This window comes from Shewanella sp. FDAARGOS_354 (assembly GCF_002209245.2).
GTDB lineage: Bacteria > Pseudomonadota > Gammaproteobacteria > Enterobacterales > Shewanellaceae > Shewanella > Shewanella xiamenensis.
On record NZ_CP022089.2, the window covers coordinates 2671327 to 2694255 of the forward strand.

The following is a 22929-nucleotide window of genomic DNA, read 5'->3' on the forward strand; positions in this document are numbered from 1 at the left end:
ACCCGAATGCTTATCCCCTATGATGCCTTACTCCAACTTCCCAAAGAGACCTTAGTCAATTTGATCCGCGAATATTTGTTAGGCCAAGTGGAAGATGGAAGTTTTACTAGCCTAGATGAGCAAGAACTATCAGGCGCAATAGTGCAATGCCAACAAGCACTTAAACAAGGTAAACTTGTCTTAGAATACAGTGAAGAGGATGAGTCCTTTGCCATTCGTCACGCTGACCAAGTGGCCAAACGGCAAGATTGACCATTAGTATCCCTGTGCCGTATAAATAGCTTATACGGTTTATCGCTCCCACTGAGCGGCTCTTTATGGTGCCTAGGTAGAAAACATGTCAGCAAAACATCCAATTATTGCAGTTACAGGCTCATCTGGGGCAGGAACCACCACAACCACCACCGCCTTTAGTCATATTTTTCGCCAACTTGGAATCAATGCCGCCTTTGTAGAAGGGGATAGTTTTCATCACTATACCCGTGCAGAGATGGAAGTGATGATCCGTAAATCCCAAGCCGAGAATCGTAACCTGAGCTATTTTGGCCCCGAGGCCAATAACTTTGCCCGCCTAGAACAATGCTTTCGCGATTATGGCGCCACTGGCCAAGGTGAAACCCGCAGCTACTTACACACCTTTGACGAAGCTGTGCCATTTAACCAAATGCCTGGCACCTTCACCCAATGGCGTCCACTGCCTGAAAACACCGATATGTTGTATTACGAAGGCTTACATGGTGGCGTAGTCACGGGCGATGCCAATGTGGCCCAGCATGTGGATTTGCTGATCGGCATGGTGCCTATCGTCAACTTAGAGTGGATCCAAAAGATCATTCGCGATACATCGGAGCGTGGCCATAGCCGCGAAAAAGTCATGGGCTCGATTGTCCGCAGTATGGACGATTATATTAAGCATATGACGCCGCAATTTTCGCGCACCCATATCAACTTCCAACGGGTGCCGACGGTAGATACCTCTAACCCCTTTAGCGCCAAAGATATTCCAAGCCTAGATGAAAGCTTTGTGGTGATCCGTTTTCGCGGCATCAACAACGTCGACTTCCCCTATTATTTGAGCATGATCCAAGGCTCCTTTATGTCACGGGTTAACACCTTGGTGGTGCCGGGTGGTAAAATGTCCCTCGCAATGGAGTTGATCCTTACACCACTGATTAAAGATTTGATGGAAAAACGCCAACAGCTTAATAGTCCGCAGGCGAACTAAGACAGAGTTAAGATGTGCCTTAATCAAATAAAGCCTTTTTGAGCAATAGATTAAGCTTGATTTAAGCCATTGAAGTTAATCTTATTGGCATCGGGATTTCAGGCGAAAGAACGATAGTTGGCATACTCTTGGGAGTTAATTCCCCCATCTTGATCTGTTGATTCCCTTGGGTATGCCAGCAACCTCATCTTGCTGTTAATTCCACATCTATGCTTGCTCTGTTGATTCCCTTAGGTATGTTAGCATAGCTGAACCAAATAGGTTCTAGGTTCTAGGTTCTAGGTTCTAGGTTCTAGGTTCTAGGTTCTAGGTTCTAGGTTCTAGGTTCTAGGTTCTAGGTTCTAGGTTCTAGGTTCTAGGTTCTAGGTTCTAGGTTCTAGCAGAAGCTTTTTTTTCTGCGCCCTAGCAAGCTAAATTTTTATACATCACCATACATTCCAAGGCGATACCGCGGGGTGAGCAATAAATCGACTCTTCCTCTAGACTTTCACCACCGAAACCGCAGTGGCGATAAAATTCGACCGCATTTAAGGTCGACTCTAATCGCAACTGGGCGAGGCCTAAATTAAAGGCTTTTGTTTCAATAAATTGCAATAACGACTTGCCAACACCTAAGCCCATCACCTCGGGGGAGACAAACAGTGCCTCGACCTGAGCATAGGGTTCATCCAGCATGATGGTGCCCACAACCGTCGATTCTTGGGTTGTTTCATTGAGGATTTCAGCCACATAAAAATGCGCCCCCACCATACGGCGAAATGATTCAGTCAATTCGCCCTGGGTCCAAATCTCTAAGTCATCTTGAGCATAAAATCCGGCGCAGCCTTTATTAATGGCTGCATTGCGGATATCCCAGCAGGCCTTTGCATCCAATTGCGTCGCTTTACGTATCCTTAGCATCATTTTCCCCAAGCAATCATCTTTGCCAGAATCATGAAATAAAATATTGAATTACAAATAAAACTTAAGAAGCAAGTACATCCAATTCCTAAAGTATGCAATAAAAAACCGCCCGAAGGCGGTTTTAATACAATAAGAAGCTTTACTTGCAAGCTTAGCCGCAAAAGCAAACTCAGTCGCGAAAGCAAACTTAGCCTTTAATCAGCTCGCTGATGGTCAGCACGCCGTGGGTGGTCGCGCCAGCGCCCCATAGTGCAGAAGCAGAATCTTCGAAGGCGGCCGCTAAATCCACGTGTAACCACTTGGCTTCTGGCGAAACAAAACGCCACAGGAAGCCGGCCGCATTCGAGGCACCGCCCGCACCACCACCTTTCACTGGGCGGCTGTTTGCCGTGTCAGCATAAGCCGATGGACACATGTCTTTATGCCAAGGATCCAGTGGCAATGGCCATACACGCTCAGCTACTGTCGAAGCTTTTTGTTGCGCCAGTCGTAACACTTCTGTCTGTGGCGAGAAAATCGCGTTGTAGTTAGAGCCCACCGCCATCACAGCTGCGCCAGTTAAGGTTGCCGCATCGATAATAAAAGGAGCACCCGTCGCAGAAGCCGCTTGCAGACCATCGGCCAGCACTAAGCGCCCTTCGGCATCGGTGTTAACTACTTCAACTGTCACGCCATTTTTGTAGGTGAGGATATCGCCCAGTTTGTAGGCACGGCCGCTGATCAGGTTTTCAGCACAGCACAGGAATAATTTAACGCGTTTGTTCAGGCCCGATTTAATCGCTAAACCTAAAGCGGCAGTAACAGTGGCGGCGCCGCCCATATCACATTTCATGCCCAGCATGCCTTCAGAAGCTTTAATGCTGTAACCGCCGGAGTCGAAGGTAATCCCTTTACCGACCAAGGCAACAGATACTGGGGCATCGGCTGACAGCGGGTTAAAGTCTAGCTCTAACATTGCAGGTGGGCGCTCACTGCCGCGACCTACAGCATGAATACCAATCCACTGCTCTGCTAATAATGCTTCACCTTCAATAATACGGTAGCTGACCTTGGCACCACCGAGTTCGGCTAACCATTTGGCCGCTTGCTGCGCCAGTTTCACCGGAGACAGATTTTCAGGGGTATCGTTGATCAGTTGACGGGCAAATGTCGCCACTTCTAATCGACGTTGTAATTCGGCTTGTACTTCGGCATCACCACACCATTGGATTTTGTAACCCGGTTTAGCGGTGGCAAACCCTTGGGCGAAGACCCATTGGCTATTTAGATCCCAAAGAGAACCCACCAATGCAACGGTATTAATCCCTTGATTACGTAATTTACGCGCCGCCATTTGAATTTGGCGTAACTCATCGCCGCCACCTAAGTGGACTAATGCGCCTTCGCCATTGAAGGTCACATCGGCTTTGCCCCAATGGGCTGCGGGGGCATCTTTGGTTAACTCAACTCTCATCACTTCAGTCACTTTAAGTTCACTCATGAGGGGTCCTTATTTTAATTTGTTCTTGCTCTTATACCCATACAAGTTGAGGTGAGACGTCCTGCATCCTCAGGCTTTTGGGGTACACACAATACAACGGGGTTGGCGGCAGTTTACTGCCAGTGGCCTAGGACTGAAAGCCATCGGCCTAAGTTACCGAGGTAAAATCTGTAAACATTTGCGAAATTTGTTAGTCTTTGGCGCCAGAATCAACTAGCTACAGGGATCACATGCACTTTACTCCAGCACTGAAATCGGGAAAGCTACTTAAGCGCTACAAACGCTTTCTCGCCGATATTCAACTCGAAGACGGCAGTGAAATCACCCTGCATTGCCCCAATACCGGTTCAATGCGTAACTGCCTGTTCCCCGGTGAAACTGTGTGGTTTTCCACCTCAAGCAACCCTAAGCGCAAATATGCCAACACATGGGAGTTAATGACTACACCAACGGGTGGCCTTATTGGTATTCATTCGGGCAATGCCAACGCCCTAGTAGAGGAAGCTCTTAATAAAGGTATTATTACTGAACTTAAAGGTTACGACAGCTTAAGTCGCGAAGTGAAGTACGGAGATGAAAATAGCCGTATCGATATCTTGCTGGAAGCGGCTCAAAAACCCGCCTGCTATATAGAAGTCAAAAGTTGTACTTTGCTTGAAGATGGACAAGGTTATTTCCCCGATGCAGTGAGTCTTCGCGGCCAAAAACATCTACGGGAATTAATGCACATGGCCAGCCTTGGGCACAGAGCCGTATTGCTATTTGTGGTGCAACATACTGACATTATGAGTGTGGCACCAGCGGCACACATTGACCCTGAGTATTCTAACCTATTGAAAAAAGCTATTTTATCAGGTGTAGAAGTGCTAGCGTATCGCTGCGAAATATCCCCCGATGAGATACATCTGGCCCAATCATGCCCAGTCCGAGTATGATGTTAAGATTGAGTAAAATACTTTTTCATTTCAATTAGCGAAGGCAGTCAAAAAATTCTGTCAAGGTGAAACGAAAAATTTGCCTCGTTGTAAAGATTCTGATATAGATAGCGGCCGTTCTTAAGGACGCCCTACAAACGCAAATGATGACAGGAGATGCGTTATGCCTGAAGGCACCAAAAAACTTGGCGTACTCGCTATCGCAGGTGTAAGTCCCTACCAGGAAAAACCCGGTGAGGAGTATATGAACGCTAAGCAACTGGGTCACTTCAAGATCATTCTTGAAGCTTGGCGCAATCAGTTGCGTGAGGAGGTCGACCGTACTCTGAGTCATATGCAGGATGAAGCAGCAAACTTTCCCGATCCTGTAGACCGTGCAGCGCAGGAAGAAGAGTTCAGTCTCGAATTACGTGCGCGTGACAGAGAACGTAAACTGATCAAGAAGATCGAAAAAACTCTCCAGAAAATCGAAGAAGACGATTTTGGCTTCTGCGATTCTTGCGGTATCGAAATCGGCATTCGCCGTCTCGAAGCGCGTCCAACAGCCGATCAGTGTATCGACTGTAAAACGCTTGCAGAGATCAAAGAGAAGCAAATGGCGGGTTAATCGGCCATCCTAGGCGGGGAGTTCCCCGCCTACTTGTTTGTGCATCTTGCATAAACATCCTCTCGTTTCACTTCGCTTTTTTGTTAGTATCCCCCTAAAATACAGCCACTTTGACTGGTTATTCCTGCAAATTCCTATGATGGCGACTCACTCTTGCAACACTTCCGCTTTACATCCTTATGTTGGCCGTTTTGCGCCTTCGCCCTCAGGAGCATTGCATTTTGGCTCGCTAATCGCCGCCCTTGGCAGTTATCTGCGGGCGCGCTCAGAGGGAGGAAAGTGGTTAATACGCGTTGAGGATATTGATCCACCTAGGGAAGTTGCAGGCGCCGCCGATGATATTTTACGCACCTTAGAGGCTTATGGTTTCGAATGGGATCATACAGTGCTGTACCAGAGTGCGCGCACCGAGGCCTATCAGGCCAAACTCGATGAGTTACTCGCTGAGGATAACGCCTACTTCTGCCAATGCAGCCGCAAACAAATTCAAGCCATAGGTGGGATTTACGATGGCCGCTGCCATCGGCTAGCCACGCCACATCACAGTGGTGCGGTTCGGCTAGTTAATCGCGCTCAAGTGGCCGAGTTTACCGATAACCTGATGGGAAAAGTGATTGTAGATCGGGCCTTTGCTGCTGAAGATTTTATTATCAAACGTAGTGATGGACTTTATGCCTATCAACTCGCCGTAGTGCTGGATGACGCCTACCAAGGCATTACCGAGGTGGTGCGGGGCTACGATTTAATCGAAGCCAGTTGTCGCCAATTAAGCCTGTATCAAACCTTTGGCCTAAGCGCGCCGCAGTGGCTGCACTTACCCCTCGCCTGTTTGATGCCAGGATTTAAGCTGTCAAAACAAAACCATGCGCAGGCTATCGATAAACAGCATCCGCAGGCGAGCCTTAATGCCGCCCTCACCTTTTTAGGCCAAGCGCCAGTGGAGCCGACAACGGCGCCGCAAATGCTGGCCCAAGCGGTGGCGCAGTTTCAACTGTCGGCCATTCCTAAGCAGCGGGAAATCTTGATAGCACCTTAATCCCCGTGGGGCGAGTTGCGCCCCAAAAGCATCGTTTTAGCTGTGCTAAGTCGTGGCATAGCTCAAAAATCGCGATATACCCATCGGTGCGCAATTGGTATATCATAGCCGCCAGATTTTTAATCACATAACAGATACATTCCGAGGTGTCCCATTTTTCGCCGTATTAGCCAATTCTGCAAGCAGCTATTTGAAGACGCGCCTAAAACGACCGCTCCAACTCCAGCTCAGATTGAACCCCAAACGCCCGAACTCACATCTGGCGGCTTAAGCTTGGCGATCGTGCCTCGGGATGCGCACACCATTTCCCGAAAGCAAATCAGTGAAAATGCGCTTAAGGTACTATATCGACTGAATAAAGCTGGTTTCCAAGCCTATTTAGTCGGTGGGGGTGTACGGGATTTGCTCCTTGGGCTTGAACCGAAAGATTTTGACGTAGTTACCAATGCAACGCCGGAAGAAATCAAAAAACTGTTCCGCAATTGCCGTGTTGTTGGTCGTCGATTCCGCCTCGCCCATATTGTATTTGGCCGCGATGTCATTGAAGTGGCAACTTTCCGTGGCCACCACGGTGAAAGCAACGAAAAAATATCTAAAGCTAATGCCGAAGGACGTTTACTTAGGGATAACGTATATGGAGAAATCGATGAAGACGCCGAGCGCCGCGATTTTACCGTCAACGCCCTTTACTACGATATTAGCGACTACTCTATCCGCAGCTATGGCGGTGGCATGGAAGATCTTAAAGCCGGCACCTTAAGGCTGATTGGCGATCCCGAAACCCGTTACCGCGAAGATCCAGTGCGTATGCTCAGAGCCGTGCGTTTTGCCACTAAGCTCAGCATGACAATTGATGAAGTAACTGCTAAACCAATCAAACAGTTAGCACCACTGCTCAAAGATATTCCTGCCGCCCGCATGTATGAAGAAGTGCTCAAACTCTTCTTCGCCGGCAAAGCCATGGCAAACTTTGAGATGATGCAGGAATATAAACTGTTTGCGCCCCTATTTCCTCAGGTTGACGCCCTATTAAAAGAAGCGCCTAAAGGTCCGGCAATGAAGATGGTGCAAGCCATCATGAAGAGTACGGATGATCGCGTTAATGAAGATAAGCCCGTCACGCCATCGTTTTTCTATGCGGCGATTCTCTGGTATCCACTGCGCCAACGCGCCGAAGATATTGCCGTTGAAAGTGGCCTTACTTTATACGATGCCTTTTTCGCCGCAATGGGCGATGTGATGGAACAACAATGCCAAACCATTAGCATTCCGCGCCGCTTTAGCACACCAGCCAAGGATATCTGGCAACTACAACTTCGCTTTGAGCGCAGCCAAGGCACGCGCGCCTTTAAACTGTTAGAGCATCCGAAGTTTAGAGCGGCATACGACTTACTGTTACTGCGTGGCGAAGTCGAAGGGGGCAATCTGGCCAAGAGTGCAGCCTGGTGGCAACAGTTTGTTGAAGCGGATGAAACCGAGCGTTTGGCGATTGCCCGCAGCGGTAATAAAGCCTCGAGCAGCCGTAATCGCAATTCACCTCAGCGTCGCCGTCGCCGCCCAAGTGCAGCCAAAGCCGAAGAATAATGACTCAAGTCTTTGTCGCCCTTGGAGCGAATCTTGAAGATCCCCAAGCACAGCTGGACAATGCCGTAGCGGCCTTGTCCACCTTGGCTGAAAATCAAAGTCTTAGGGTATCTCCCTATTACCGTTCAACGCCAATGGGTGAGGTTGTGCAACCTGACTATATCAATGCTGTCGCAGGCTTTGAAACTCAGCTGGCCCCGCTGGCCTTATTAGATGCACTGCAACACATTGAAAATACCCAAGGCCGTGTACGCCAAGAGCGTTGGGGGCCCAGAACATTAGATCTAGACTTACTCTTGTATGGCGACGCCATTATCGATGAGCCCAGACTCAAAGTGCCGCACTACGGCATGAAAGAACGTAGCTTTGTGCTAGTTCCTTTAGCTGCCATTGCGCCCGATCTCGTGTTGCCCTGTAAAACGCCGCTACACAGCCTTATCAGTGAAAAATTCTTGGCCGAGTTACAACTACTGGGCAATGATCATTGAAGTCAGCCCCCAGTTAGCTTATAACACCACTTCCATTTGGTTTGAAGATCACCCATATGTCTAAAGTTACTAGCTCAACCCTGTTGAAATACAAACAGGAAGGTAGAAAATTCACCGCTCTGACAGCCTATGATGCCAGCTTTGCCAGCGCGTTCGACGGCGAAGGCATCGATGTGCTACTGGTCGGCGATTCTTTGGGAATGGTTCTGCAAGGCCACGATGATACGCTGCCCGTCACGACAGCCGAAATCGCCTATCACACTCGTTGTGTGCGTCGCGGTATCGAGCGATCACTGCTGATCGCAGACATGCCGTTTATGAGTTACGCCACGCCAGAACAAGCCATGGAAAACGCCACCGCACTCATGCAGGCGGGTGCCAATATGGTCAAGCTGGAAGGCGGTCACTGGTTACTCGAAACGGTTACTAAACTGACCGAGCGCGGTATTCCTGTCTGCGCCCACTTGGGCCTCACCCCGCAATCGGTACACGTTTTTGGCGGTTTTAAAGTGCAGGGCCGCGATGCTGAAAATGCCCAGCGCATTCTCGATGAAGCCAAAGCCTTAGAGGCGGCAGGCGCGCAGCTGTTAGTGGTTGAATGTATTCCAGCATCGCTTGCTACCGCCATTACTCAAGCATTAACTATCCCTGTAATTGGCATTGGCGCGGGCGCCAGCACCGATGGTCAGATTCTGGTGATGCACGACGTGCTCGGTATTTCGAGTGGTTATATTCCACGTTTTTCAAAGAACTACCTCAAGCAAACGGGCGAAATCCGCTCGGCGGTTCGCGCTTATATTGAAGAAGTGGCCAATGGCACCTTCCCGAGTGCAGATCACACGTTCAACTAAGCGTGCTAGCACTCATTAAGCTAAATAGTGCTAAGCACACAGACTACTCATTTTAGGTTTTAGCAAGGTAAGAGTTAATGATCACTAGCGCCCATATCGATGATATTCGTACTCAAGTGCGAGCATGGCGTGCCAAGGGCGAGACTGTCGCCTTTGTGCCGACCATGGGCAATCTCCATCAGGGACACATCACCTTAGTGAAAGAAGCGGCGAAGAAGTGCGATCATGTAGTCGTGTCTATCTTCGTCAATCCCATGCAGTTTGGGCAAAATGAAGATCTCGATGCCTACCCGCGCACCTTAGAGGCCGATAGCCAAGCCTTAACCGCGGCGGGCGCCGAGCTGTTGTTTACCCCAACACCGGCGATTATTTATCCCAAAGGGTTAGCGCAGCAAACCTATGTTGAAGTCCCAGGGATCTCCGATGTGCTCTGCGGTGCCAGTCGTCCCGGCCACTTCCGTGGCGTCGCGACCATCGTTTGTAAACTGTTCAACATAGTGCAGCCCGATGTCGCGTTTTTTGGCAACAAGGATTATCAACAACTGTTAGTGATCCGCACTATGGTTGAGGATTTGTCGCTGCCGATTGAAATAATTGGCATTGATACCATTCGTGAAGCCTCGGGTTTAGCCATGAGTTCACGCAATGGCTACCTGACGGCGGAAGAAAAAGCCGCAGCGCCCGCGCTGAAAAAAGCGATTGATGCCATGGCACAAGGGATCAAGCAAGGCGTGAGTATCAAACAAGTCACCGCAGAAGCCAAAGCGAGCCTTATCGCCGCAGGCTTTACACCGGATTATTTAGAAGTTCGCCATGCCACCACGCTGGCCCATGCGGAAGCTACGGACCAAGCCCTGGTGATTTTGGCGGCCGCTTACTTAGGTAAAGCGCGTCTTATTGATAATCTGCGCTTTGATCGCTAAACATCTATTTAAGATTTGAGAAAAGGAGCTTAGGCTCCTTTTTTATTACCTCAGAACGCTGGTATTGCTGGCGTTCCAGTGAAGCGTCAAATAAATTCCAGTGTCAAAAAACTGGTTTTATTCTTTCACTTACGCCATAGTACTCACCAATGTTAACGTTAAGTAACATATGTTTATACTACATGGATTTATAACTGCTAAAGTTTAAAGGGAGATAAGTGAGACAACTCCATTTAACTCTAGCTTAATACCCATTGTGATAATTTCATTCATTGCGTATACAAAGGATTTGTCGTCGAATGGCAAGACTCATAGTGACTCTTATTTGTATGCTTTTGCCTCTCACGGCGCTCGCAAATACCGTCTATAAATGTCGCAAAGGCGATAAAGTCATCTTTAGCCAAATCGCCTGTCCGCAGGAATACAGTCAGCATAAAATTGAATATCAGTTGGGTATTAGCAACGAAATTGATTCGGATAAACGTGAAACCAAAGTAGACCCATTGCAAGCTTTGTTAAATAATCACTCCTTACCCCCAAAGAAACTGCTGCAATTACTCGACGGTGAAATCTATAGCCTAAAACAAGAGAATAGCTATTTTGAAATCCTAAGGGCCAGTGAATTACAGAAACTAGAACGGCAGCGATATTGGCAAAATAAAGACAAAAGTGATCCCGATTATTTAAAGCAACTGAGTAAGATTAATGATCATTTTGATAAACTCACCACAATCAATAGCCAACTTATACAGCAATTATCGGATAGAAAAACCCAAATAAATGCCGATGTAGAACACGAAGAACCCCAAAAAAAATGACACGCATTAGTTGAGCATTAAACGTAAATGGTAACTACCGACTAAACAGCTAGTTTAGGGGTTGAAAGCAAAAAGGCGACCTTTCGGTCGCCTTCATTTTTAAGGACTACATTAGAATTGTGCTACTACTGGTGCAGAACATAAGGTTCCAGTGGTTTCACATACTTGATAAGTCACACTTGATGCAGATGTAGTGAAGCGATCACGATAGTTGCCATCGTTCTCTGTTGTCACCACTAACTGACCGTCACGGTATAGAGCAACACTTTCGCCTAATGCACTATCCCATTCAATATCTACCATAGCGCTACCACGGCGTGATACCAATGCGCGAGTGACGGATGCGTTGATACTATGCTCATAAACTTGAACTTCCATGGTCACAGTATTGCTGTGTTCCATTGAGTCAGTCACAGTGAGGGCCACAGTGTAAGTACCTGCCGCAGCAAATACATGGCTAGGGTTCATTTCAGTTGAAGTTGAACCATCACCAAAATCCCAGCTGTAGCTCACGATATCATCGTTCGCATCGGTACTAGTGTTAGTAAAGGCGACACTTAAACCTTCAACTGCATACTCGAAGCCCGCCACTGGTGCCGCTGGAGATGCTTCGCCTAAGCCGCTGATCACTAAGCCCCAGTTATTAAGAGTACCAGTGTCAGCCGCTGCATTGTCATCTACTGATAATGACCAAGTACCCCGTGCGTTTTCACCATCAAACGCGCTTAAGTCCCAGCTCTTAACAATGTTGTCAGCGCTGCCGCCATCACGGTTATGTAGAACCACTTCAGTACCTGCTGGAGAAGTTAACACAACGCGTAAGTCACCAATCCAAGTGTGGCTGATATTGACATCGGCGGTCACGCCAAAAATCTGCACATCATCAGTAACTTCAATCGTGCTCACAATACCACTAGCATTGTTATCAGGCATAGCAACAGCATTCTCATTGCCATAGGTAAAGTCATTTAATCCTTGAGGGAACACATTCAGTGAAACGACTTTAGCCTTTTCAATAGTGCCATCGGTACCTGTTACTGTAATGCTGTAATCACCCCAAGCTGTTTGCGCCGTTGTCGCAACATCTAAGGTAAATGAACCACCAGCTGAAACAGTTGAGGCTGATAAGGACACACCTTCTAGCGCTGGAGAAACCGAGACAGAAAGAGCTACATCGCCTTCCCATCCTGCAACGCTACCAACACTAAAGTTATAGCTTGCAGTGCTACCCGCTTCGACAGATTGTGATACTGGCGATACGGTAAACTTGTAGCTAGGAGATGGGTTAGCCTGCTCGAGTGCGTTAGCCACATTGAGGCGAGTACCAGCCACGGTTTTACCCGTTAAATCTGCATTAGCATCACCTGATGCCATCAGTAAGGATTTCATTTCTACTGGTGAGAGATCTGGATTTAATGACCACACCAGAGCCGCGGCGCCGGTGACATGTGGAGTAGCCATAGAGGTACCAGAATACGTCGCGTAACCACCACCTGGAACAGTAGAGAGAATCGCGGAGCCTGGTGCTCCCATATCGACGCTAGTTAAACCCCATTGTGAGAAGTCTGACATACGGTCATTACGATCCGTACTTGCAATCGAGAGGACAACGTCAGAATCGTAGCTTGAGGGATAATGTGGGCTCGCATCGTTATCGACCGCGTCATTACCCGCTGCTGCAACGAATAAAATGCCTGCTTCACCACCCGCTTCAATCGCATCTTTTAAGGCTTGGCTAAAGCTACCGCCGCCCCAAGAGTTGTTGGTGGCTTTGATATCCACGCCATGGTTAACCTTCAGATCCGTAAAGTAATCTAAACATGCAATAGCGCCAGCTGTAGAACCATAACCATCGGCATCAAGGAACTGACAGGCGGCAATTTTAACGTCCCAGTTCACCCCAACGACACCCACACCATTGTTGCCTTTAGCACCAATAGTGCCAGATACGTGAGTACCGTGACCATTACCATCCATTGGGTTACCGTTATCATTTACCGCACTGTAACCGTGAATATCATCGATCACGCCGTTACCATCGTCATCGATACCATTACCTGGAATTTCGCCAGCGTTAACCCACATGTTGGCTTGCAAATCTGGGTGATTGTAATCAACCCCAGTATCGATAACCCCAATCACCACATCCGAGCTACCCGTGGTTATTTCCCAAGCCTCTGGCGCGTCGATATCTGCATCGGCACTACCGCCATTTTGGCCAGTGTTGTTCATGCCCCACAGGCTAGCAAAGCTTGGATCATCGGGCGTACCTATCGCCTTAAGAATGTAGTTGGGTTCTGCATATTTTACCGCTGGATGACGACTAATCACCTTAATCGCATCTTCAATATTAGCGCCTTTACGCAGGGCTAAACGGGTAAGTTTACCATTGAGTAAATGCTGGAATTTATCGTCTACGCCATCAGCATTTGCATCGGTTAAGGTGCCGCGAACTAAACGCTGTGCTGCTGCACGTTCGGCTTTAGTCACATTATCTTTGTACACCACAAGGATGGCGTCTTTTTCATAGACTGGTGCATCTTTTGCCATTGCAGGCACCGCTGACAACGTCATCGCCCCTGCAATTGCTAACGCCAATGGTGAGAGTTTTATTGACATACTTAAGCTTCCTATAGTCCTTTACGTTGAAATTCTGGAACGGCAATTACGCAGCCACCATTCAAAGTGAGATGGATAAAAACGACGAATTTCCAGCATGTTTGCCTGCAAATTGTTGCCATAATGTTTCAATTTAAAAAAGACGCTGCACGCTAAATACAACTTAACTACTAGACCAACTCGGTGAGGTAAATACCGCCTAAACGCAGGGTTTTATCGACAAAAAACAAGATATTCATGGAATTAACAAAAGTTAATCTGGTTAGCATTTAAATTACACCTCAAAAATAAATACCCTTTTGGCCAATTGTCTCTAAGCACTATGGCTCGTACCTTGATGCCTGAGTTGGAAAGAGTCTGTGCTCTGACCAAAACACCAATACATGCAAGGAGTCACTTGTGCCAAATCCATTAACACGCTTTTTGGTACTGCTGCTCTTGATATGTAGTTGCCTGACATCATCCCATGCGGCAGATGTCAGTGAATTGCCCGTCACACTGCAGGCGCTAATTGAGCGTTCAGGGCGCGATAATCTTATCGACCTAGTGCAGCAAGGCACGGCAAACCAAGGGATAGTGTTTCAATCAGGGAACGATAACAGCGCCTATGTGACGCAAGCGGGTAACGATAACGTATCGCTTGTGACACAGATTGGAACCAATAATGAAGTCCAACTACGACAAGTCGGCACTAAAAATATGGCTTCGATTACCCAGATTGGTAATGACAACCTGGTGCAATTGAACCAGCTAGGAAGCGGCAATTTTTCGATTCAACAGATTGCGGACGGTGCCGCAATCTCAATAACTCAGTATTAAACAGGGAGAGTCACATGAAATCACAAGCAAAAATGTCATTGATTGCATTAGCCATTACTGCGGGATTAAGTGGTAATGCGCTAGCAGCAAGCACAGTCAACGAAATCAGCGTTGAGCAAACAGGCCAAGGTCAAGATACCTTAGTCGCTCAAACTGGTGTCATTAACGCAGCAGCAGTAACCCAAACGGGTAACGACCAAGTTGCCACCGTATTACAAGACGGTGTGTGGCATGAAGCACAAGTCAACTCAACTGGCGATGCTAACAAAGTGACTGTTAGCCAACAAACAGATTGGCACGTAGCCTCTGTTGATGTGGAAGGCAATAATAACGAAGTTGAAGTGACTCAAGACGGCTTCTTCAACCAAAGCAGCAACGATGTCGTGGGCAACGACAACCTTGTTTCAGTTAGCCAATTAGGCGAGCTGAACGAAAGCTATGTTGAAATCACTGGCACAGAAAACAGTGCATTTGTTGAGCAAGAAGGTGATGAAAACCTTGCCGTATTCCGTGTTCAAGGCGACAACAACGACGGTGATATCAAACAATACGGTAACAGCAACCAAGCGGGTCTTATTGCACTCGATCTGACTGCCAACGTGGGTAATAACAACGACGTATCAGTTGAACAAATTGGTAACAATAACTTTGGTGCAGCCAAAGGCATCGCTGGTAACGACAACAGTGTTGATATCTACCAAAAAGGTGATAACCACACTGGCTTTGTTTACGCCTTAGCCGGTAGCGAAAACGATATCAGCATGAAGCAAGAAGGCAGCAATAACATTGCTTACCTCTCTATGACTACGGGTGATGATAACACTATCGACATCGCTCAAGATGGTGATAGCAATACAGTTGGTGATTCTTTAATTGCTGATATTCAAGGTGATGATAATGATATCGCCATCAAGCAAAAAGGCGATAGCAACGGTGCAGAGTTCCAAGTATGGGGCGATAGCAACGACGTTGATTTAAAACAACGTGGTGATGCTAACTTCGCAACCTTTGGCGCTTACGGTACTGACAACGACTTCGACTTATCCTCTAAAGGTGATAACAACGAGCTGGTTGCCTTCGCAACAGGTGAAGACAACAGCATCGAAATCAGTCAAGAAGGTGATGCGAACTTCGCTTATGTGGATGCCGTGGGTAGCGACAACGAAGTGGATGTTGAGCAAGATGGTGATCAAAACGAGACCATCATTAGCGTAACAGGTAACAACGCCGATGTAACTGCACTGCAACACCGTGGCGATCTGAACCTTATCGATTTAATCATCGAAGGTGATGGAAACTCAGCAGAAATCACTCAAGCGGGTAACGGCAACTGGGTCGGTGGTGATAGCGGTAGTTCATTTGCTGCCAACTCATTTGGCGTGAGTGGTGACAACAACAGCCTAATGATCTCCCAAACAGGTAATGACAACTTAGTATTAGGCTCACAAGCGGGTAACAACAACAGCATCAGCGTAACCCAAAATGGTGATATGAACGTTGCGACTGTTGTGCAGTACTAATCTTTAAATATGAGTCGCCTTCAAGTTGAAGGCGACTAAATAAAAACGGGAACATTGATAATGTTCCCGTTTTTATTTGCCTATCACACGCAAAAGTACATCGTTATTCGTCTTATCGTTTGGGTATCACACCACGCACCCGCTCGCTTTCAAACAAGATACCAATCAACAAAGGCTTAACTACAAAACTCAAAATGGGTTTGATAGGTCTGAGCCCATCTTAATAACTCGACACGATTTCGTGACTGGGTTTTACCCGTCATTCCGCACCTAATTTTCGATTTAAAAAACTTGACGGCGATCGGTCATTCTGATCTATTACTCTCTTTTGCAGGTAATTCATCATGGCCGCTCCCGCTATCTCTATCCGTAACCTCGACCACCTTGGTTTGGTCGCTGCACTTTGCCAAGAACTCGGCATTGCTCGCATGATTGATGCGGTGCTACCCAAAACGCCGCCCTACAAAGTCTCACATGGTGAAGCGTTGGTGGCGATGATACTGAACGGTCTTGGCTTTCATAGTTCGACCTTGCACATGTTCCCGCAATTCTTTGCCAACAAGCCTGTAGAACGCCTGATTGGCCCGGGGATCTGTGCCGATGACCTCAATGATGATGTGCTCGGCCGCTGCCTTGATGCCCTCTTTGAGGCCGATGTCAGCACGCTTTATCAGGTGATGGCGGAGCAGGTCGTTGAACGATTGGGGCTCAAAAGTACTGCAGTACACCTCGATATCACCAGCTTCCACGTCGATGGCGCCTATGACCAAGCCGATGGCGAGCAGCTCGGTAAGTTGCAATTGGTACGGGGCTATAGCCGCGACCATCGGCCAGAGCTAAACCAGGTTATCCTGGAGCTTATCTGTGAAAATCAGGCCGGCCTGCCCATCTACATGCAAGCCTTGAGTGGTAATATTAATGATACCAAGGCCTTTGCCCAGACGGTACGGCGCCACTTGAGCAGTCTCAAGGCCGCGCAGGAGAGTCGTTATCTGGTCGGCGATGCGGCGCTGTATTGCGCCGACACCTTGCAACTACTGGCACAACAGCAACAGTTGTTCGTGACTCGTGTGCCTGTCACCCTCAATGAAGCCAAGCGAGCCGTGGCAACCATTGGCACCCAGTCGCTGGTTGCGCTGGGCAATGGCTATCATGGCTGTTGGCAAAGCGCCAATTATGCCGACGTCGCGCAGCGTTGGTTGCTGGTGCGCAGCGAACAGGCCAGCCACCGTGAGCAGCAAACATTAGCCAAAAACCTACTGAAAGACAGCACGCGTGAACTGAAAGCCTTCAACAAATTATGTGCCCAGCGTTTTGCCTGCGAGACCGATGCGCAGGCTGAATTAGCCCGTTTTGCTGTCAGCTTAAATCTGCTGCAACTAGAAGCAGAAGTCGTGAGTGAACCTATCTATGCAGGGCGCGGAAGGCCCCAAAAGGGTGAAATGCCGGTGAACTACCAATTTCACATCAAGGGGTTAGCCGCAAGTAGCTTGGCGCGGGTGGCTGAGGCGCGCAACCAGACAGGGGTGTTCATCCTCGCGACCAATGATCACAGTGAAACGCTCACCATGGCTGAGCTGTTGGCTACCTATAAAGCCCAGCAGAATGTCGAGCGTGGTTTTAGGTTTCTGAAAAGTCCCGAATTTTTAACCTCCTCGTTATATCTTAAAAAACCGGAACGTATCGAAGCGTTGCTGATGGTGATGACCTGTAGCCTGATGATTTATGCGGCGCTGGAGCACCGGATCCGGCAGGGCTTAGTAGAGCAGAACCGGAGTGTGGCGGACATGAAAAAGAAACCCACGCAAAAACCGACTGCGCGGTGGATTTTTTTACGCTTTGGCGGGGTGCACGAGTACCAGTTGGGAGAGGCGCCACCTCAAGTCACAGGACTCACAGTGGACCAGCAGATCATTCTCGACGTGTTAGGCGAACGGTATCGGCAAATTTATTCCTAAATCAGGTGCGGAAAGTCGGTTTTACGGAAAATCGATGAAATATGCGCCTTTACCGTGTGCTCACTGATGCAAAGACGATGGGCAATTTCCTTATTTCTCGCGCCGCTGGAAACGAATTGAATGATGGTTCTTTCTCTAGAGGTAAGAGCTTGCAGCATGGCCACAGTGTCGGCAGGCATATCATGTTGTCCATCCAACTTTTGCACCACGCGACGAAACATCTTACTGAGCAAAGTTCTATCGTACCAAAGCTCATCGGCAACCATTTTACGCAATCCGGTCAACATCAAATCCATACGCTGGTCAGTAAACAGTAGTCCGCGTATGCCAAGCAGCATAGCTGACTCTTGATCTAAGGAATTGCGCTCAACTTGATACAGAGCCACAGGAATATGGGGGACAAGACGAGATGCCAGCAAAGGGATCCCTTTATTATCTAAGGCCGCACCTTTCTGGGCGATTAAACAAAAGCTGCGATGCCCTTTTTCTAAATCTAACTCTAACGCTGAGGCATGTTTAACGATCCGTGTTTTCAATCCGATAGATTCAGCAAGTATCGCTAAATGGCAAGGCGCCGCCACTTGATGTAAAAATACTAACTCATTGATAGTACCCAATTTACTCTTCTCCCTGAAAAGTATTTCATTATCTTTTTATCCGGCTTAATGAAATCTGCCTAAATCTCAGCGTACATCTCATTAACATAGCCCATTTTGACTAGTTACCGTATGAATGCCATCACCCAAATGTACTAATAACCTCTATTTATATGTAGTAAATTCGACTAAGTTCCTAAATAGTATTTAATTGCTAGCAATTAATACTAAATGAGATGGAGATCACATTCATCTTTATACCTTAGTCTATGAAAACATCAATCGAAAGTTTAAACAAAAAATTAACACCTTAAGATGACATTTTTGGGAATAACAATCCCCTTTGAATCTAATTCAAAGGGGATTGGATGTTCTCAGACTACGATTAGGCTTGAGTCAGGAGTTTAGTGATTTGCTTATCCTGCACACGGGATAAACTGAGTAGCGCCACGATGGCCCCAATTAAGGCTAAAAACATATCCGATTGGGTATCCCACACGTAACCTTGTGTGCCTAAGAATGCCTCAGCACCTTCGCCCGTTGCAGCGGCCACCCACCACTCAATAAGCTCATAAAAGGCACTAAACGCGAGCACAAAACAAGTGACCAAAAAAGCGCACCAAGCGCCGGGTTTGACGGCTTGATTGCGTAACATAATCTCACGGGCCAACATGGCAGGAATAAAGCCTTGAGCGAAATGCCCGACCTTGTCGTAATTGTTACGTTCACTACCCATCCATTGGGCAATGGTGTCAAATAATGGCACTTCAGCATAGGTATAGTGCGCACCGACAAACAGCACACAGCAATGTACAAGTACTAAAAAATACACTATTGGGGTTAGCTCAAAGCGTTTGCGGGTAAAAAATAATAGCGGAACCGCCACTAATGCAGGTAAAGCTTCAAGCCACCAAGTGAAAGTATCAGCAGGTTTTATCGCCGACCAGACTAATACTGAGAGGTAAATACCGCACCAAGCGATTTTATTATTCAATGTTTCTTCCTCTTATGCGATATTGTTCTAATTTTAGAATATTAACTTTAGCCATCTAGCCCTCCACAGTGAGCAAAAAAAGTGCTACTTTGATGAGCCAAGGTTGTCAGCATAACATACAAGAACCACTTCAATTAATTAGAGGGTACCCATATCATGGCGAAACATTCGCTTGACAAGGATAAGATCAAAATCCTGTTGTTGGAAGGCGTCCACCAATCTGCGGTAGATGTGTTTGAACGCGCGGGATACACCAATATTGAGTATCACAAAGCCTCGTTAGGTGATGAAGCCCTGCACGAATCCATCAAAGATGCTCATTTTGTTGGTATTCGTTCCCGTACCCAACTCACCGCCGATGTATTAAAACGTGCCGAAAAATTAATTGCGATTGGTTGTTTCTGTATCGGCACTAACCAAGTGGATCTAGCGACCGCCGAATCCCTCGGTATCCCCGTTTTTAACGCACCATTCTCTAATACCCGCAGCGTAGCTGAACTGGTATTAGGCGAAATTATTATGCTGATGCGCGGTATTCCTGAACGTAACGCTATCGCCCATCGTGGTGGTTGGATGAAAACTGCCGCAGGCAGTTACGAAGTCCGTGGCAAAACTTTAGGCGTGATAGGCTATGGCCATATTGGAACTCAGCTGGGGATCCTGGCAGAAACCTTAGGCATGCGTGTGGTGTTCTTCGATATCGAAGACAAATTGCCATTGGGTAATGCCCAGCAAATCCATTCAATGGAGCAATTGCTGGCACAGTCCGATGTAGTAAGCTTGCACGTGCCTGAAACGCCGCAAACCAAAGACATGATAAGTACTGCCGAATTCGCCGCTATGCGTAAAGGCAGCATCTTTATCAACGCTTCCCGCGGTACTGTGGTCGATATCGATGCGCTTACGGTTGCACTCAAAGAGCGTCACCTTGCGGGCGCGGCGATTGACGTTTTCCCCATTGAGCCACAATCGAATGATGATGAATTTATCAGCCCATTACGCGGTTTAGATAATGTGCTACTCACGCCACATGTGGGTGGTAGCACCGCCGAAGCACAGGAAAATATCGGTATCGAAGTGGCAGGCAAATTAGCCAAATACTCAGATAACGGTTCAACCGTATCGGCGGTTAACTTCCCTGAAGTGTCTCTGCCAATGCATAAAGGTACCTCTCGCCTACTGCATATCCACCAAAACCGTCCAGGCGTGCTGATCAAAATCAACAAAGCCTTCTCTGAAAAAGGCATTAACATTGCCGCTCAGTATCTGCAAACCACGGCAGAAATCGGTTATGTGGTAATGGAAGTCGACACCCACCAAGCAGAAGAAGCCTTGGTTGAGCTTAAAGCCATTGAAGGCACACTGCGTACTCGCGTGTTGTTCTAACGCCTAAACCGCTTAGGTTTGCCCCCATCTAAGGCGCACATTTCATTTAAGATATGTGCGCCTTATGCTTTTGAGGCCAGAGGAATTCCGCTACAATCAAGCCTCTTGCATCGCCTTCATTTTCAGGATCTCGCTATGACTATTGCAGTTTCGACACCCAATTGGGATCTGGACGCCTCCACGCCTCCACTTATGCTCGCCAACTTATCCCACCTAGGCCTTATCAAAGTGGTTGGCGAACAGGGCCGCAGTTTTATCCATGGCCAAGTGACCACAGATATCAGCTCACTTGAAGCCAACCAATGGCGCTGGGGCGCACATTGTGATCCTAAGGGAAAGATGCTGGCTAGCTTCCGCACCTTTGCCATCCAAGATGCGCTGTTGATGTTGATGCCAAAGGACACTATTGCAGTGGATCTGCCACAACTGCAAAAATATGCGGTATTTAGTAAAGCGACCCTGACCAATGCCTCTGATGAGTGGACATTACTCGGTGTGGCGGGTGAACAGGCTAAACAATTTGTCAGCCAACACTACGGTGAAGTCACTCAGGAACTCACTCTCATCGAGCATGGCGCCATTTTAAAAGATGCGGATCGATTTATATTGGTTCTACAACCACAAGCCGCAAGTGCCCTCATTGCCGAGCATACAGTATTTGATGCCAGCGCTTGGCAAGCATTAGAAATTGCTGCGGGTTATCCCAATCTAGCGCCAAGCCATGCTAATCAGTACGTACCGCAGATGTGTAACCTACAGGCTATCAACGGGATCAGCTTTAACAAAGGCTGCTACATGGGTCAAGAAACTGTGGCTCGGATGAAATACCGTGGTGGTAACAAGCGTGCGCTCTATATTCTTCAAGGCACCACTTCCTTAAATATCAATTTGGAAACTGGTATCGAGATAGAATTGGAAGACGGTTATCGCAAGGGTGGACAAATCATTGAATTTGTTCAACGTGGTAATCAAGTGCTGCTCAGCGCCGTGCTCGCCAACGATACCGAGAGTGACGCCAAACTGCGTTTCGCTGATGACGAGCAATCTAGCTTACGTATTCAAGCATTGCCCTACTCGCTCGAAGACTAGTTTCTCGCTGATAAGCGAATCGTATTGAAAAAGGCGCCCTAGGCGCCTTTTGCTTTTAATGCTCGAAATAAGTATCTCGAATCGCCACCACCTCGGGCAAGATTTGCTTAAATTCGGCCACCAGCTTAGGGTCAAAGTGTTGCCCTGCTTGGCTTTCGAGTAACTCGAGCGTGGCCTCTATTGTCCAAGGCTCCTTGTAAGGACGGCGCGAAGTCAGCGCGTCAAAGACGTCCGCTATCGCCACAATCCGACCTTCGATCGGAATATTTTCCCCAGACAAGCCATTAGGATAACCCGAACCATCCCATTTCTCATGGTGGGTTAAGGCGATACGCCGCGCCATTTGCAGCAGTGGGTCGCCATGCTCACCAATGATCTCAGCACCAATGGCGGCATGTTGCTGCATGATTTTCCACTCTTCGGCATCGAGCTTACCCGGCTTTTTCAGTACCGCATCGGGCGTGCCGATTTTGCCAATGTCATGCATAGGCGCCGCGTTATACAACAACTCACAGAAGGTGCTCGGTAAACCTAGTTTGATAGCGAGCAGCCGCGCATAATGGCTCATACGCACAACGTGCAGACCCGTTTCGTTGTCTTTGTATTCGGCGGCGCGACCTAAACGGCGAATGATTTCAAAGCGGGTTTCTTCTAACTCTTGGGTACGTTCTTTAACTTGTTGCTCTAGCAAGCGTTTTTGATCGTACAGCGCGAGATGAGTTTTGACTCGCGCCTTCACCACGGGAGCGCTGACTGGTTTGGTAATGTAGTCAACCGCACCTAAGGCAAAGCCCTGTGCTTCATCGGCAACCTCAGATAATGCCGTCACAAAAATCACAGGGATGTGGCAAGTTAAGGGCTCCTGTTTAAGCTGCTTACAGACTTCATAACCATTCATGCCGGGCATCATGACATCGAGTAAAATTAAATCAGGTAGTGTTTTGGCTACAAGGGCTAGCGCCCTTGGTCCATCAATCGCGACTTTGACCTTATAGTCATCACCGAGTATGCCCACCAAAATATCGATATTTTCTGGAGTATCATCGACGACTAATATTGTTGCCTTATCCATCAACACATTCACCTTTCCAGTGGCTT

General features: G+C 47.8%; 21 protein-coding genes and 1 pseudogene. 15 read left to right on the plus strand and 7 right to left on the minus strand.

Annotated features, from left to right (window positions below):
* Positions 1-6: 6 nt before the first annotated feature.
* Together CEQ32_RS12080 and CEQ32_RS12085 are read left to right on the plus strand one after the other, a co-directional pair.
* The gene (locus CEQ32_RS12080) at positions 7-252 is read left to right on the plus strand and encodes a YheU family protein (protein ID WP_037429042.1); all 246 of its coding nucleotides are present in this window, start codon (positions 7-9) and stop codon (positions 250-252) included.
* A gap of 85 nt (positions 253-337) precedes the next feature.
* A complete protein-coding gene (locus tag CEQ32_RS12085) occupies positions 338-1225 on the plus strand; it encodes a phosphoribulokinase (protein ID WP_011071167.1) in 888 nt (295 codons plus the stop codon).
* A 402-nt stretch (positions 1226-1627) separates the two neighbouring features.
* On the opposite strand, the gene CEQ32_RS12090 is transcribed toward CEQ32_RS12085, so the two are convergent.
* Positions 1628-2125 (minus strand): GNAT family N-acetyltransferase, encoded by a 498-nt coding sequence (locus CEQ32_RS12090; RefSeq protein ID WP_192959170.1) that lies wholly within the window; start codon positions 2123-2125, stop codon positions 1628-1630.
* A 190-nt stretch (positions 2126-2315) separates the two neighbouring features.
* Complete coding sequence (pepB, locus tag CEQ32_RS12095) at positions 2316-3608, minus strand: aminopeptidase PepB (protein ID WP_088586093.1); 1293 nt, start codon at positions 3606-3608, stop codon at positions 2316-2318.
* Between the two features lie 230 nt (positions 3609-3838).
* On the opposite strand from pepB, the gene sfsA reads away from it, so the two are divergent.
* The 8 genes from sfsA to CEQ32_RS12135 all read left to right on the plus strand — a co-directional run bounded on the left by sfsA (position 3839) and on the right by CEQ32_RS12135 (position 10850).
* The gene (gene sfsA, locus CEQ32_RS12100) at positions 3839-4543 is read left to right on the plus strand and encodes a DNA/RNA nuclease SfsA (protein WP_088586094.1); all 705 of its coding nucleotides are present in this window, start codon (positions 3839-3841) and stop codon (positions 4541-4543) included.
* Between the two features lie 163 nt (positions 4544-4706).
* Positions 4707-5150, plus strand: coding sequence for an RNA polymerase-binding protein DksA (dksA, locus tag CEQ32_RS12105; protein WP_037414555.1), 444 nt, complete (start codon positions 4707-4709; stop codon positions 5148-5150).
* Positions 5151-5289: 139 nt separating this feature from the next.
* Complete coding sequence (gene gluQRS / locus CEQ32_RS12110; RefSeq protein ID WP_088586988.1) at positions 5290-6186, plus strand: tRNA glutamyl-Q(34) synthetase GluQRS; 897 nt, start codon at positions 5290-5292, stop codon at positions 6184-6186.
* 282 nt (positions 6187-6468) lie between these two features.
* Positions 6469-7770 (plus strand): polynucleotide adenylyltransferase PcnB, encoded by a 1302-nt coding sequence (locus CEQ32_RS12115; protein ID WP_037414638.1) that lies wholly within the window; start codon positions 6469-6471, stop codon positions 7768-7770.
* Positions 7770-8258 (plus strand): 2-amino-4-hydroxy-6-hydroxymethyldihydropteridine diphosphokinase, encoded by a 489-nt coding sequence (folK, locus tag CEQ32_RS12120; protein ID WP_088586095.1) that lies wholly within the window; start codon positions 7770-7772, stop codon positions 8256-8258. Before CEQ32_RS12115 ends, folK begins: the two co-directional genes overlap by 1 nt.
* A 56-nt stretch (positions 8259-8314) precedes the next feature.
* Positions 8315-9109, plus strand: a complete 795-nt coding sequence (gene panB, locus CEQ32_RS12125) for a 3-methyl-2-oxobutanoate hydroxymethyltransferase (RefSeq protein ID WP_037429053.1) — start codon at positions 8315-8317, stop codon at positions 9107-9109.
* A gap of 77 nt (positions 9110-9186) precedes the next feature.
* Positions 9187-10032 (plus strand): pantoate--beta-alanine ligase, encoded by an 846-nt coding sequence (gene panC / locus CEQ32_RS12130; protein ID WP_055648266.1) that lies wholly within the window; start codon positions 9187-9189, stop codon positions 10030-10032.
* A gap of 299 nt (positions 10033-10331) precedes the next feature.
* Entirely contained in the window at positions 10332-10850 is a 519-nt protein-coding gene (locus tag CEQ32_RS12135) for a hypothetical protein (protein ID WP_055648265.1), read from the plus strand.
* Positions 10851-10961: 111 nt separating this feature from the next.
* Here the strand turns inward: CEQ32_RS12135 and CEQ32_RS12140 are convergent, their stop codons facing one another.
* On the minus strand, positions 10962-13469 hold the full coding sequence (locus tag CEQ32_RS12140; protein WP_055648264.1) for a S8 family serine peptidase: 2508 nt from the start codon (positions 13467-13469) through the stop codon (positions 10962-10964).
* 399 nt (positions 13470-13868) lie between these two features.
* Here CEQ32_RS12140 and CEQ32_RS12145 point away from each other — a divergent pair, with 399 nt between their 5' ends.
* Positions 13869-14288 carry a curlin gene (locus tag CEQ32_RS12145; protein ID WP_037414543.1) on the plus strand — a complete coding sequence of 140 codons (420 nt, stop codon included), beginning with the start codon at positions 13869-13871 and terminating at the stop codon, positions 14286-14288.
* Between the two features lie 14 nt (positions 14289-14302).
* Entirely contained in the window at positions 14303-15808 is a 1506-nt protein-coding gene (locus tag CEQ32_RS12150; protein ID WP_055648263.1) for a curlin, read from the plus strand.
* Positions 15809-15984: 176 nt separating this feature from the next.
* Here CEQ32_RS12150 and CEQ32_RS12155 read toward each other — a convergent pair.
* A pseudogene (locus tag CEQ32_RS12155) lies at positions 15985-16062 on the minus strand (DNA-binding response regulator); the annotation flags it as partial.
* Positions 16063-16152: 90 nt separating this feature from the next.
* On the opposite strand from CEQ32_RS12155, the gene CEQ32_RS12160 reads away from it, so the two are divergent.
* Complete coding sequence (locus tag CEQ32_RS12160; RefSeq protein ID WP_011715680.1) at positions 16153-17766, plus strand: IS1634-like element ISShes12 family transposase; 1614 nt, start codon at positions 16153-16155, stop codon at positions 17764-17766.
* Here CEQ32_RS12160 and CEQ32_RS12165 read toward each other — a convergent pair.
* Together CEQ32_RS12165 and CEQ32_RS12170 are read right to left on the minus strand one after the other, a co-directional pair.
* On the minus strand, positions 17763-18383 hold the full coding sequence (locus tag CEQ32_RS12165) for a helix-turn-helix transcriptional regulator (protein WP_055648173.1): 621 nt from the start codon (positions 18381-18383) through the stop codon (positions 17763-17765). The genes CEQ32_RS12160 and CEQ32_RS12165 overlap by 4 nt on opposite strands.
* Before the next feature lie 364 nt (positions 18384-18747).
* Positions 18748-19356, minus strand: a complete 609-nt coding sequence (locus CEQ32_RS12170) for a DUF2238 domain-containing protein (RefSeq protein WP_055648172.1) — start codon at positions 19354-19356, stop codon at positions 18748-18750.
* A 156-nt stretch (positions 19357-19512) separates the two neighbouring features.
* Between CEQ32_RS12170 and serA the strand changes: the two genes are divergently transcribed.
* The gene (serA, locus tag CEQ32_RS12175) at positions 19513-20742 is read left to right on the plus strand and encodes a phosphoglycerate dehydrogenase (protein ID WP_037414534.1); all 1230 of its coding nucleotides are present in this window, start codon (positions 19513-19515) and stop codon (positions 20740-20742) included.
* A gap of 135 nt (positions 20743-20877) precedes the next feature.
* Positions 20878-21831, plus strand: a complete 954-nt coding sequence (gene ygfZ / locus CEQ32_RS12180) for a tRNA-modifying protein YgfZ (protein WP_088586096.1) — start codon at positions 20878-20880, stop codon at positions 21829-21831.
* A gap of 55 nt (positions 21832-21886) precedes the next feature.
* Here the strand turns inward: ygfZ and CEQ32_RS12185 are convergent, their stop codons facing one another.
* Positions 21887-22903: a two-component system response regulator gene (locus CEQ32_RS12185; RefSeq protein ID WP_037414530.1), complete on the minus strand. Its 1017-nt coding sequence runs from the start codon at positions 22901-22903 to the stop codon at positions 21887-21889.
* Positions 22904-22929 lie beyond the last annotated feature (26 nt).